The sequence below is a fragment of the Peribacillus psychrosaccharolyticus ATCC 23296 genome (assembly GCF_000305495.1).
Taxonomy (GTDB): domain Bacteria; phylum Bacillota; class Bacilli; order Bacillales; family DSM-1321; genus Peribacillus; species Peribacillus psychrosaccharolyticus.
This window is the reverse complement of sequence record NZ_AJTN02000208.1, coordinates 1-13,643: the sequence shown is the minus strand read 5'-3', so window position 1 is coordinate 13,643 and position 13,643 is coordinate 1. Positions and strand designations below refer to the sequence as shown.

The 13,643-nt window shown below is 39.5% G+C and carries 10 protein-coding genes and 1 pseudogene; 5 read left to right on the top strand and 6 right to left on the bottom strand.

The features are described from left to right. Window positions 1–112 precede the first annotated feature (112 nt). From WYK_RS14710 to nagA, 4 genes and pseudogenes are all read right to left on the bottom strand, one after another. On the bottom strand, window positions 113–850 hold the full coding sequence (locus tag WYK_RS14710; protein ID WP_040375254.1) for an SIS domain-containing protein: 738 nt from the start codon (window positions 848–850) through the stop codon (window positions 113–115). A 24-nt stretch (window positions 851–874) separates the two neighbouring features. Next, complete coding sequence (locus WYK_RS14705) at window positions 875–1,597, bottom strand: GntR family transcriptional regulator (protein ID WP_040375232.1); 723 nt, start codon at window positions 1,595–1,597, stop codon at window positions 875–877. Beyond that, window positions 1,587–2,335, bottom strand: a pseudogene (gene nagB / locus WYK_RS14700) (glucosamine-6-phosphate deaminase). The gene WYK_RS14705 and the pseudogene nagB overlap by 11 nt, the downstream one beginning before the upstream one ends. A 2-nt stretch (window positions 2,336–2,337) precedes the next feature. Beyond that, window positions 2,338–3,522, bottom strand: coding sequence for an N-acetylglucosamine-6-phosphate deacetylase (nagA, locus tag WYK_RS14695; protein WP_040375231.1), 1,185 nt, complete (start codon window positions 3,520–3,522; stop codon window positions 2,338–2,340). A 250-nt stretch (window positions 3,523–3,772) separates the two neighbouring features. Between nagA and nagE the strand changes: the two genes are divergently transcribed. Beyond that, complete coding sequence (gene nagE / locus WYK_RS14690) at window positions 3,773–5,656, top strand: N-acetylglucosamine-specific PTS transporter subunit IIBC (protein ID WP_040375230.1); 1,884 nt, start codon at window positions 3,773–3,775, stop codon at window positions 5,654–5,656. 215 nt (window positions 5,657–5,871) lie between these two features. Then, window positions 5,872–6,936 carry a dual-specificity RNA methyltransferase RlmN gene (rlmN, locus tag WYK_RS14685; protein WP_040375229.1) on the top strand — a complete coding sequence of 355 codons (1,065 nt, stop codon included), beginning with the start codon at window positions 5,872–5,874 and terminating at the stop codon, window positions 6,934–6,936. A gap of 59 nt (window positions 6,937–6,995) precedes the next feature. Here rlmN and putP read toward each other — a convergent pair whose 3' ends face one another. Beyond that, window positions 6,996–8,471, bottom strand: a complete 1,476-nt coding sequence (gene putP / locus WYK_RS14680) for a sodium/proline symporter PutP (protein WP_040375228.1) — start codon at window positions 8,469–8,471, stop codon at window positions 6,996–6,998. A 416-nt stretch (window positions 8,472–8,887) separates the two neighbouring features. On the opposite strand from putP, the gene gatC reads away from it, so the two are divergent. Genes gatC through gatB form a run of 3 tightly spaced genes read left to right on the top strand, consistent with a single transcriptional unit; the run spans window position 8,888 to window position 12,094 of the window. Further along, window positions 8,888–9,181 (top strand): Asp-tRNA(Asn)/Glu-tRNA(Gln) amidotransferase subunit GatC, encoded by a 294-nt coding sequence (gene gatC, locus WYK_RS14675; RefSeq protein WP_040375227.1) that lies wholly within the window; start codon window positions 8,888–8,890, stop codon window positions 9,179–9,181. A gap of 12 nt (window positions 9,182–9,193) precedes the next feature. After that, window positions 9,194–10,654 carry an Asp-tRNA(Asn)/Glu-tRNA(Gln) amidotransferase subunit GatA gene (gene gatA, locus WYK_RS14670; RefSeq protein ID WP_040375226.1) on the top strand — a complete coding sequence of 487 codons (1,461 nt, stop codon included), beginning with the start codon at window positions 9,194–9,196 and terminating at the stop codon, window positions 10,652–10,654. A 12-nt stretch (window positions 10,655–10,666) separates the two neighbouring features. Continuing rightward, window positions 10,667–12,094 carry an Asp-tRNA(Asn)/Glu-tRNA(Gln) amidotransferase subunit GatB gene (gatB, locus tag WYK_RS14665; protein WP_040375225.1) on the top strand — a complete coding sequence of 476 codons (1,428 nt, stop codon included), beginning with the start codon at window positions 10,667–10,669 and terminating at the stop codon, window positions 12,092–12,094. Between the two features lie 354 nt (window positions 12,095–12,448). On the opposite strand, the gene WYK_RS23350 is transcribed toward gatB, so the two are convergent. After that, a complete protein-coding gene (locus tag WYK_RS23350) occupies window positions 12,449–13,606 on the bottom strand; it encodes a GGDEF domain-containing protein (protein ID WP_051387540.1) in 1,158 nt (385 codons plus the stop codon). Window positions 13,607–13,643: the final 37 nt, after the last annotated feature.

The following is a 13,643-nucleotide window of genomic DNA, read 5'->3' as shown; positions in this document are numbered from 1 at the left end:
CCATTAGGCTAGAAACATCTCATCATCAGGTAGGTGATGTACCCACTGAATTCATTTATGTGGGGAAGCGAACCAAACCAAAAAGGCTGCGAGGGTTCTCGGCAGCCTGAATTTACGCTTCTAGCATAGGTATTCTTCCTTTGTATTGATCAATTAATTTTCTGTTATGTTCCTCAGCACCATCTACATTCCCGCTTTTAAAAATGGGAGGAGTAAAGTGATTATTTACCATGATCTCTATGGCTTCGACCATGATTCCATTAAGAAGAGCCATTCCAATAATGGTTGAACCACTGCCAAAGTGAATGTTCAGTGCTTCTTTTCTCATAAGTGCATCGCCTGTTTCAATATGGTTATCAATCGCTAGATCGGCAGTTTGATATAAGAAAAGACCGGACGGATGCCTAGAGGATTGAGTTTTAGCATAGCTGGGCGAAGTGATTACGATGACATAAGCGCCTTTCTTCTTAGCAATTTGTGCGACTTCAATTGGAACAGGATTCCTGCCAGAAGTGGAGACAACAATCATCACATCTTCGGGAAGGATAGTGTAGGTTTCCATGAAATGTTCTGTAATCCCATATGTTCGTTCTAGCTCTGAGGAGCGTACAGCGCCTTTGTGGAGCATAAAATCTTCTTCTAGAATAGGACTGATAGGGGCTAGTCCGCCTGCACGATAAAAAAGCTCTTCACCAAACATATGAGAATGACCGCATCCAAACAAATGAATAATTCCATGCTGCTGAATACTTACGGCTATTTTTTCTGCGGCTTTAGAAAGATTTTCTTTTTCATCATGTTCACATAATGCCAATAACGACGTGATTTTTTGAAAATATTGACTGATTATCGTAATCTTCCACCCTTCCATTTCTCAACGTTTCATGTGGATCTTAAACGTATAACGATCAGCACGGTAAGCAGAAATAACAAATTCAAATGGCGTTCCATCTTTTAAGAAGGTATTTCTTAGGATGGACATGATGGGAGCACCTGTTTTAATTTTTAAGTATTTTGCTTCTATTGGGCTGGCAATGGTTGATTCAATGATTTGTGTGGCCTCTTCGATCTGGTAGCCTAGTTTTTCTTCAATATATCCGTATAAGGATTGATTAACAATGGTCTCCGTTAGACCGCCGATTAGATTGGCTGAAATGTAATTCGTTTCTAAGGCCATAGGCACATTATCTGCCAGCCGAATCCGTTTAATTTCATAAACGGGTTCATCCTCTTGAATACAGAGGTGTTGAGAAATCTGACTGGTAGCAGGTATGATTTGAAAATGAATGAATTCATTGCCAGGCTCTAGCCCTCTGGCTTTCATATCTTCTGTAAAGCTGGTCAAACCTTGCAAGGGCTGTTCAAGTTTTCGTTCAGCAACAAAGGTGCCTTTTCCTTGTCGGCGAGATAGATAACCGGCATTCACAAGTTGTGTGAATGCCTGTCTTACCGTCATTCTGCTGATTTGATATTGTTCTGCGTATTCGCGTTCAGCAGGCAGCGAATCACCTGGAGATAAGTCACCCTTTTCAATCAACTGCTTAATATGTTCTGCGAGCTGATAATAAATGGGGATCGGCGAATTTTTATTGATCATGCTTCTCGCTACCGGTCCTTCCTGAACGTGCAGCTTCGTCAGCGATGATTACCACGTTAGGGTGGTTAAGCAGGGCTGAGGCAGGGAAACTCTCCGAAATCTTTCCCTCTAAAAGTTGAGTTAATGCTTGTCGTTTGTTCTCACCCGATACAAGCAGTAAAATCTCTTTGCTCCTCATAATGGTGTTAATCCCCATTGTATTCGCTTTTGTCGGTACTTCCTCTGGAGACTCAAAGTAACGTGCATTGGCTTCAATGGTTGAGGGGGCCAATTCTATGATATGAGAATTTGAGGAGAAGGGCGTACCAGGCTCGTTAAAACCAATATGACCATTTTGGCCGATTCCAAGAATTTGGAGATCAATCCCGCCAGATTCCTTAATTAACTCTTCATACGCCGCAGGCTCATCCTTTATTGACTCGATTTTTCCATTCGGAATATGTGTATTAGCAGGATTGATATCAATATGATTAAAAAAGTGTTCGTTCATATAAGAATGGTAACTCTGTGGATTCTCTTTGGCTAGGCCGACGTATTCATCTAAATTAAATGTCGTTACATCTTTATAGGAAGTTTTATTTTTTTGTGGTCCTCTACAAGATATTTATAGGTGCCAACGGGCGTCCCTCCTGTTGCCAGGCCTAGAATTAGGTTTGGAGATTTCTGAACCTTACTAATGATATAATCCGCAGCCGCTTTACTCATTTCTTGATAATTCGTTACTTCGATGATTTTCATCCTTATTGTCCCCCTTTAGTAAATGCAAGTTCTCCCCGGCAAAATGTCATATATACATCAAGATTTTCATCAAGGATAACGATATCCGCATCCTTACCAATTGCCAGACTTCCTTTTCGATCAAAAATATTTAGTTGTTTTGCAGGATTAACTGACGCCATTTCAATTGCATCTGCAAGAGTACATCCTGTATAAGTAATAATGTTTTGCAGAGCTGTCCCCAGTTTTAATATACTTCCTGCAAGGGTTCCATCTTTCAAAACAGCCTTGCCATCTTTTACAATGACATCTTGCCCGCCTAAATCATAATTACCATTTTTTAAGCATTTTGCGCGCATGGAATCGGTGATTAATATAAGCCCATCTTTTCTTTTAATTTTATAAGCGAGCTCTACCATTTCTGGACGAACATGGACTCCATCAACAATGATTTCTGCTTTTAATTCCTCTCGTAAAAACACACTGCCAACAACGCCTGGTTCCCGGTGATGGAGGCCGCTCATCTGGTTATATAGATGTGTAACATGATTAGCCCCAGACTCAATGGCTTTATTCACTTCATCGAAGGTAGCATCAGAATGTCCAATAGAAGCTACGATTCCGTGAGTGGATAGGTAGTTTATCATTTCTAATCCACCTGGTCGTTCTGGTGCTAAAGTGACCAGCTTAATCATGTTATTCGTCAAGAGTTCCCAACTTTTTAACAAGCTTAAGTCAGGATCAATGATGTGCATAAGCGGCTGGGCTCCAGCTTTCCCAGGATTTACAAAAGGTCCTTCTAAATGCACTCCCACAATTTCTGCTTTACCAGTATCCTGTTTTTCCTGAAGATACTCTCCGACATTCTCTAGTGCTTTTTCGATTTCTTTGGTATCCTGTGTCATCGTTGTCGCTAAGAAGCTTGTGGTTCCTTCTTTCGGAAGGGTGGAAGACATGGTATCTAGGGCTTCTTTTGTAGCATCCATTACATCCGCGCCATTCACGCCATGAATATGAACATCAATGAATCCAGGAACCGCCTTGTAGCTTGAAGGAACTTGGATAATAGTAAACTCTTCTTCATTTTCTAAATTAGTTAGTAAATCCATTTCTACTATTTTTTCATCTATTATTTTTATGTAGCCGTTCTGTATGAGCTGGCCCTCACTATAAATATCGATTCCTTTAAGTAATACGTGTTTACTCATTATTAAAACTTCCTTTCATGTTTCACCCATACTTTAACATCTTAGTAATATAGTTGTCTATACCAATTCCCTTACTTGTTTTGATTAGTATTTATTTCCTCTCTATATGGAGAAAAATTATTTAATAGCGGTAGTATACTGTTAAGGAGAGCTGGTCTGGACATAGGTATGATAATAATGATATGATGCCCATTATTATGCGCTATCAAACCAAGAGAACTATACATCATAGAGATGGGGATGGAACAATATGTTAGGCTTTTTACAGAGAATCGGAAAGGCGTTAATGCTTCCGATTGCCGTATTACCAGCTGCGGGATTGTTATTTCGGTTAGGACAGAAAGATCTCTTCAATATACCGTTTATGGCTAACGCAGGAAATGCCATATTTGCTAATTTAGCATTAATTTTTGCGATCGGTGTTGCCATTGGTTTTGCAAAAGATAGTCATGGAGCTGCTGGTTTATCAGGCGCAATCGGCTATTTAGTTTTGACAGAAGGTACTAAATCGTTAGATGCAGACATCAATATGGGTGTTCTTGGCGGAATTATCGCTGGGATTATTGCGGGTCTTATGTATAATCGATTCCGGGATATCAAGCTGCCGGAATGGCTGGGCTTTTTCAGCGGGAGACGCTTTGTTCCTATTGTAACGTCACTTGCTATGGTCATCTTAGCAGGAATAGCAGGCTTTGCATGGCCGCCTATCCAGGATGCCATTACAGGATTGGGGAACTGGATTATTGATCTGGGAGCTATCGGGTCAGGGATTTTTGGATTGTTGAATAGGTTATTAATACCTTTAGGTTTGCACCATGTATTAAATAGCTTATTCTGGTTCCAATTTGGTGAATTCGCTGGTAAAACAGGAGATATTGCTCGATTCTTTGCGGGTGACCCAACGGCTGGAACATATATGACTGGATTCTTCCCAATTATGATGTTCGGGCTTCCAGCAGCATGTATGGCGATTATTGCCGCAGCTAAACCGGAGAATAGAAAAAAAGTTTCTGGAATGTTCATCGGTCTGGCGTTAACGTCGTTTCTTACGGGGATTACAGAACCAATTGAATTTTCATTTATGTTTGTTGCACCACTGCTTTATGGGGTCCATGCAATCTTAACCGGCCTTTCACTATGGGTAACCACATTGTTAGGCATTAAGAGCGGATTTACTTTCTCAGCGGGATTCATTGATTTTGGAATCAATTATAATATCGCACAAAAACCACTGCTGTTACTATTGATTGGTGTCATTTATGCGTTCATTTATTTCGTTGTTTTCTACTTTTTAATCAAAGCGTTCAATTTGAAAACACCGGGTCGAGAAGATGACAGCGAACTAGAAGAAGAAGAAACCGTTATCGAAACTGGCGTCAATAAACATGAAAAAATGGCTTCTCAGTTTATTCAAGATATCGGAGGAAAAGACAATATCTCTTCTATCGATAATTGTGCAACAAGGCTTCGATTAAATGTAAATGATATGGACCTAGTTAGTGATGCTTCACTGAAGGCACACGGTGCAAAAGGAATTATGAAGTTAAATAAGACCAATTTGCAGATTATAGTAGGAACAGAAGTGGAGTTTGTTGCAGACGCAATGAAGAGAATGGACACAGAATCAATCACTATGGATACGGAAGAGGAACCTGCTGCACCGGAACATACAGGATTACTCCCATTGACTAAACAAGATTTTGTAATGCCTATTGAGGGAGAAATTATTCCACTTGATGAGATTCCTGATCCTGTATTTTCACAGAAGATGATGGGTGATGGATTTGGTATCATTCCAAGTAAAGGACTGGTTGTTTCTCCTGTCGATGGGGAAATCATTAATGTTTTCCCAACTAAACATGCATTAGGAATTATGTCTAAGCAAGGGTATGAAATTTTAATCCATGTAGGCTTAGAGACTGTAAATCTCAAAGGAGAAGGCTTTACATTGCTGGTCAAACAAGGGGACCATGTGATAAAAGGGCAAGATCTTCTACAATTTGATTTAGAGTTTATTAAGAATCATGCAGCATCCACGGTAACACCGGTTATCTTTACAAACCTAACAAAACTAGAAATTAAGAAACAAGGGAAAATAGAACAAGGAAACGACGGGATCGTGTCGATTCAATAAAGAGTGGGGAGTAATCAGTCAAAAATTCTGATTGCTCTCCTTTTTTTAGAAAGATAACTTAGATGCAGGTAGGGAAAACTATATCAAACAAAGAATGGTTGCTTAAATAGATAAGCATCTGGTATAATAATCTGTTATAATTCAACGATTTGCTACTAGGGGCTAAATTAAGGTAAAATAGAGCTGAAGCTTAAATTTTGAAAAGAGGTTTAGATATGAATAAAGAATCCATTTATGGATTAACATATGATCAACTAACAGAATGGCTGATGAGTCATGGACATAAGAAATTCCGAGCTACACAAGTTTGGGATTGGTTATATAAAAAACGGGTAACTGAGTTTTCCCAAATGAAAAACGTCAGCAAAGAATGCATTCAATTGTTAGAAGATCATTTCGCAATCCAAACGTTAGAGTTGCATACGAAGCAAGAATCAGCAGATGGGACAATTAAGTTTTTGTTCAAACTAAAGGACGGAAATCTAATTGAAACAGTCTTAATGAGATTTAAATACGGTTTATCTGTATGTGTGACGACTCAAGTAGGTTGTAACATCGGCTGCAGTTTTTGTGCAAGCGGACTTTTAGCTAAAAGCCGAGATTTAACCAGCGGTGAAATTGTTGAACAAATTATGAACGTTCAACATCATTTAGATAAGGTTGAAAAAGACGAACGAGTCAGTCATATCGTGGTAATGGGAATTGGCGAACCATTTGATAACTTCGTAAACCTTGTAAGTTTCTTAAACGTGGTTAATGATCAAAATGGACTTGCTATTGGTGCAAGACATATAACCGTTTCCACAAGTGGACTTTCGAAGAAAATTTATGAATTTGCGGATATGAATACGCAAGTGAATTTGGCTATCTCCTTACATGCACCAAACAATGAACTTAGAACCAGCATTATGAAAATTAATCGTGCTTACCCATTGGAAAAATTAATGGATGCTGTCGATTACTATTTAGAGAAGACAAATCGCCGAATTACCTTTGAATACATCATGCTTGAGGGAGTCAATGATCATAAAGAAGAAGCGTTGCAGCTTGCAGCATTGTTAAGCAATAAGCGACACTTATCCTATGTTAATTTAATTCCTTATAATCCAGTTGATGAGCATATTCAATATCAGCGAAGCGAGCAAAAATCGATTGAAGAATTTTATGAGACGTTAAAAAAGAAAGGCATTAATTGTGGGATCCGTCATGAAAATGGAACAGACATTGATGCAGCGTGCGGCCAATTAAGAAGTAAACAAATTAAAAAAGCAAAAGCGTAAAAAGCTTCTGCTAAGAAAAACAGCCTTCCCGCAAAGGAAAGGCTGTTTTTTTTTGTGGATTATTGCTCAGAAATTACTTTTTCCATTTCGGTAAAAGTGTCTTGAACTTCTTTATTTGGAATACTAGTCATAAAGCTGACGGCAATGACGGCAAGTAAGCTTAACGTGAAGCCAGGAATCATTTCGTACATGAAGTCGCTTAAACCAGGAATGTTAACCCAGACTAACACAGTAACGGCTCCGACTACCATACCAGCCATTGCTCCCCATTTAGTCATACGTCTCCAATATAAGCTTAAAAGAACAGCTGGGCCAAATGCAGAACCAAATCCTGCCCAAGCATATCCTACTAAAGAAAGTATTGTTTTATTAGGTGTCAGGGCTAATAACAGTCCAACCACAGCTACCAGCAATACAGATAGGCGTCCAATAAAAATTAATTCTTTATCCGTTGCATTTCTGCGCAGGAACGTTTTATAGAAATCTTCTGTAAGCGCACTTGACGTAACAAGCAGCTGTGAAGAAATGGTACTCATGATAGCAGCAAGGATAGCTGCTAATAGGAATCCTGTAATGAGTGGATGAAAGAGTACATTCGAAAGAATAATAAAAATGGTTTCAGGATCATCGACGGGAATGTTATTTCTCGTAGCATAAACGAGTCCTGATAATCCAGTTAATAGTGCGCCGGCAACGGATACGATCATCCAAGTCATACCAATTCTGCGGGCAGGTTTTAGTTCTTTTACCGAAGTAATGGCCATAAAACGAACAATAATATGAGGTTGTCCAAAGTATCCAAGACCCCAAGCGAGGAATGAAATAATACCGAGTAAGCTGGTACCTCTGAAAATGTCCATGAGATGAGGATCAATTTGTCTCACATCTTGCATTGCGGAAGCAGGTCCGCCAAGCTCGGAAAATGTCACGACAGGTACAAGTACCAGGGCAAGAAACATGATAATTCCTTGTACAAAGTCCGTTAAACTAACAGCAAGAAAGCCGCCGAATAAGGTATACGCAATAACCACTCCAGCCGTTACGAATAATCCAGTTTTGTAATCCAAATTAAAGGAACTTTCAAAGAGGGTACCGCCAGAAACAAATCCAGCTGAAGTGTAGAGTGTAAAAAAGACGATAATAATAATAGCAGATACGAAACGCAAAATTCTTGTATGATCCATGAAACGATTCTCGAAATAATCGGGGATGGTAATAGAATCATTTGCTAATTCTGTATAACTTCGAAGTCGTGGACCTACTAATAAGTAGTTGAAGTAAGCTCCAACGGTTAGACCGATAGCCAGCCAAACACTCGATATACCAGTTGAATACATGGCACCGGGAAGACCCATCAGCATCCAGCCGCTCATATCAGCTGCACCAGCAGATAGTGCGGTAACGGCTGGACCTAAGCCACGGCCTCCTAACATATAACCAGAAATATCTTCTGATGATTTTTTATAGGCATAAACGCCAATTAATAGCATGGCTATAAAATAAATAGCCAAAGAAATCATAACGCCTGTTTCCATTCGTTCAGTCACTCTCCTTTGTGTTGTCCATCATCAAATCTTGTGGAAAACGCAGATGAAGGGGTATGGTTTAAAAAAATAACAGACTTTCTAGGTATATTCAACTTTTAAAGAAGAAGATTATCTTTAAAAAAACAGCGTAAAGCCATTCATATCAAGTGTTTAAGCTTATTCGACAAAAATATAAGTTTAAATATTCAGACGACAAATATCGCCTTTTATTATTATTTCCCAGACAATATTTTTATATTTATTGTCGTTATTTATACATATCGTTTGGTAAGAGGGCAATATTCCAGTTTTGATGATAACACTTGTTGCTTTAGAGCGTAAAAGTTTGTTATGATTTACAAGATGATTTTTAAACAAGAAGCGGCTCCACTCGCCGGTTTTTATATATTTCGGAGGTGAAGATTATGTCACGTATTTCCATGGATGAGGTTAAGCATGTAGCTAATTTAGCACGACTGGCCATTACAGAAGAAGAAGCTGGGAAATTCCAGAAGCAACTGGATGAAATGATTTCATTTGCAGAGCAATTGAATGAATTAGATACAGAGAATGTTGCACCAACATCTCATGTACTAGACATGAAGAATGTAATGAGAGAAGATGTCTCGAAAAAAGGGCTGCCAGTGGAGGAAGTTTTGAAAAACGCTCCAGACAGCACTGAAGATGGTCACATTCGCGTACCATCAATCTTAGAATAAGGAGGGAAAAAAATGTCTCTGTTTGAACAAAGCATTTCTGAGCTTCATAAACAATTACATAACAAAGAAATAACTGTTACGGACCTTGTTCATGAATCCTATACACGCATCAATGAAGTGGAAGATAAGGTTAAGGCGTTTCTTACATTAGATGAAGAAAATGCACGCAAAAAAGCAAAGCAATTAGATGAATCGGTTACAGAAGAAAATAGCGGAAATGTTTTATTCGGAATGCCAATCGGTGTGAAGGACAACATCGTTACAAAGAATCTTCGTACAACCTGCGGAAGTAAAATCCTTGAAAATTTTGACCCGATTTATGACGCAACAGTCGTCCAAAAACTTCAGCAAGCTGAAACCATTACTATTGGGAAATTAAACATGGATGAATTTGCGATGGGTTCTTCAAATGAAAACTCTGCCTATCAAGCAACACGTAATCCATGGAATCTTGATCATGTTCCAGGCGGCTCTTCAGGCGGCTCAGCTGCAGCAGTAGCAGCTGGAGAAGTTCCCTTTTCCCTTGGCTCAGATACAGGCGGTTCAATCCGTCAGCCAGCAGCGTACTGTGGTGTAGTTGGCCTAAAACCAACATACGGTCGTGTATCACGTTTTGGTCTAGTAGCATTCGCTTCGTCTCTTGACCAAATAGGCCCGGTTACCAGAACAGTTGAAGATAATGCTTACTTACTGCAAGCAATATCCGGTGTTGATCCAATGGACTCTACATCAGCGAACGTAAATGTACCAAATTTTTTAAGCGCGTTAACGGGAGACGTTAAAGGTTTAAAAATTGCGGTTCCAAAGGAATACTTAGGTGCAGGTGTAAGTGAAGAAGCACGCAAGTCAGTTCTTGACGCATTGAAAGTACTTGAACAATTGGGCGCGGAGTGGGAAGAAGTATCTCTGCCGCATTCAAGATATGCACTTGCTGCGTATTATCTGTTGTCATCTTCAGAAGCTTCTGCAAACCTATCCCGCTTTGATGGCGTTCGATATGGTTACCGAACAGATAATGCAGATAATTTATTAGAAATGTACAAGCAGACTCGTGCTGAGGGCTTTGGTGACGAAGTGAAACGCCGGATTATGCTTGGAACGTTCTCATTAAGTTCTGGTTACTATGATGCCTATTATAAAAAGGCCCAAAAAGTTCGTACATTAATTAAGCAAGACTTTGATGATGTCTTCAAAAAGTATGATGTTATTATTGGACCAACAACGCCTACACATGCATTTAAAATTGGTGAAAAAATTGACGATCCATTAACGATGTATGCCAATGATATCTTAACAATACCTGTAAATCTTGCTGGAGTTCCAGGAATCTCCGTGCCATGCGGATTCTCTAAGGAAGGTCTGCCGCTTGGTTTACAAATTATCGGTAAACACTTTGATGAGAGTACGGTATACCGCACAGCTCACGCCTTTGAACAGGCAACGGCTTATCATAAACAATTTCCAACACTGTAAGGGGTGAATATCATGACATTTGAAACCGTAATCGGCCTTGAGGTACACGTAGAGCTTAAAACAGATTCGAAAATTTTCTCGTCTAGTCCAAACCATTTTGGAGCTGAACCTAATACTAATACCAGCGTGATTGACCTTGGATATCCAGGTGTTTTGCCTGTATTGAACAAAAAAGTCGTGGATTACGCTATGAAAGCCTCGCTTGCTTTAAATTGTGAAGTGGCAGAAGTGACTAAATTTGACCGCAAGAACTATTTTTATCCGGATAATCCCAAAGCGTATCAAATCTCTCAATTTGATAAACCAATTGGTGAGAATGGCTGGGTAGAAATTGAAGTGAACGGCGTTAAAAAGAAAATCGGAATTACCCGGATTCACATGGAAGAAGACGCCGGAAAGCTATCACATACTTTTACCGGCTCACTTTGTGATTACAACCGTCAAGGTACACCGTTGATTGAAATCGTGTCGGAACCTGATATTACTTCTCCTGAAGAGGCTTACGCATATTTAGAAAAAGTAAAATCAATCATTCAATATACTGGAGTGTCTGATTGTAAAATGGAAGAGGGATCATTACGTTGTGATGCGAATATCTCTCTTCGTCCAAGCGGACAAAAAGAATTTGGTACGAAAACAGAGCTTAAAAACCTGAACTCTTTTAACTTCGTTCGAAAAGGTCTTGAACACGAAGAAATTCGTCAGGCTGATATTCTTGAGTCAGGTGGAATTATTGAACAAGAAACACGCAGATTTGATGAAGCAACCGGGAAAACGATTCTAATGCGCGTTAAAGAAGGTTCAGATGATTATCGTTATTTCCCTGAACCGGATTTACTCGATATATATATCGATGAAGAATGGAAAGCAAGAATACAAGCTGAGATTCCAGAGCTGCCAGATGCTCGTAAGAAACGTTATGTAGAAGAGTTCGGCCTGCCTGCTTATGATTCTGCTGTTTTAACTGTGTCAAAAGAAACGGCTGATTTCTTTGAAGCAGCTGTTTCAGCCGGCGCAGATGCTAAACAAGCTTCCAATTGGATTATGGGTGAATTATCAGCTTATCTAAATGCTGAAGGAAAAGAGCTTCATGATCTTGCACTTACGGCAGAAGGACTTGCTGGGATGATTAAGCTGATTGCAAATGGAACTATTTCTTCTAAAATAGCTAAAAAAGTATTTAAGGAATTAGTTGAACATGGCGGCGATGCTGAAACGATTGTAAAAGAAAAAGGTCTTGTCCAAATTTCTGATGAAGGTGCCTTGCTGAAAGCAGTAAGTGAAGCACTTGATAATAATCCACAGTCTATTGAAGATTTCAAGGCTGGGAAACAAAAAGCAATTGGCTTCCTTGTCGGCCAAATTATGAAAGCGACAAAAGGCCAGGCAAATCCACAAATGGTGAATAAGCTGCTTGTTGAAGAAATAAATAAACGATAAACAACGAACGAAAATGCTGTACCTTTTTTAAAGGTACAGCTTTCAGTTTGTAGACAAAAGGGGTTCGGAATGATTTCATTCCGAACCTCTTTTGCGTTACCATTTCAAGATGGTTTTCGAAAATTCTCCTTATCACCACAAAATTCTATATCTATTTATAAATAGGCCTTTTAATTTTAAGTTAAGAAAGTCAGTTGATGGGAGTGTTGGCGTGAAGACTCCTGCGGGAACAGCGGGACAGGTGAGACCCCGCAGGAGCGTAAGCATTGATGCGGCTCACCGCCCGCCCGCGGAAAGCGAAGAGCCTGGAATGGAAATCAACATCTCGATTTTAAAGATCTCACCTGAGTTTGTCTACAGTCTGAAAGCTGTATCTTTTTTAAAGGTACAGCTTTTTGAAATTTCTTGATAGAAGATCATTCGATTCCTTCCTTGGGATTTTGCTTGATAGAGTGCCTGGTCGGCGTGTTCAATAAGTGTGGTTACTGTACCGGCTTCACTTGGAATAACTGTACCTATGCCCATACTTACAGTGACATGTGGCGAATTGAGTGAGTTAGCATGTGGGATTTGCATGCGATCAATTGCTGTTTTAATTCTTTCAGCAACAGAAATTGCTCCGGCTGCAGAAGTGGCCGGTAATATAACGGAAAATTCTTCTCCACCATATCTTGCAGCAAGGTCGCCTGGACGAATACAACACGCTTGGATAGCAGCGGCAATTTTCTTTAAGCAGTTATCCCCCTCTTGGTGTCCATACGTATCGTTATATAATTTGAAATGATCAATATCAAGCATGATTAATGACAGCGGCTCCCCGTTTTGACGGAGGGAACGTTTCCATTCGTCCGCAATTCTGCTGTCAAAGCTTCGTCTATTTGCAATTCCCGTCAAACCGTCCATACTGGATAAGTTTTGTAGAATCATGTTTGATTCAATAAGCAGACGTTCCTTTTCCTTTGCTTCGGTCACGTTCCGGTAATGCCACAAATGTCCGCTATCATGCTGACCTACATAGATCGGTAAATAATCGAATTCGTATATTTCTCCATTAATAAGCAGCACCTCTTGATTTAGAGACGTGTTATGGGCTGTATATAGGGTTCTGATTGTTTGTAAAAATAAGTCAGGATCAGTAAATAAAGGAGCGTTTTTTTGAAATAACTCATGTCCATTTGTTCCTTGCAGCTGTTCACCATTTTCATTGAGATGAAACATCCGACAGAACTCTTTATTTACATGAATGATTGTCCGATTCTCATCAAGAGCTAATATTCCTGAATTCAGGGAGCTGACAAGAGCTGACATCCTTGCAGTTTGTTTTTCACTTTCTAGTTCATAATGACGGGTCCTGTCAAACTGATACCCTAAATGCATGGATAAACCGATTAAAAAAATGGCACCCATGATTTCTAACCATTCTAATTTATAATAATGAGCAAACGTGCATACAGCCAAAATTGTTATGATCATAGAGGAGCATGCGTATTGAAGCTTGCTAACTGTTTTCATTTATTATCACTATCCTTATGGCGTTTATATAGTTCTA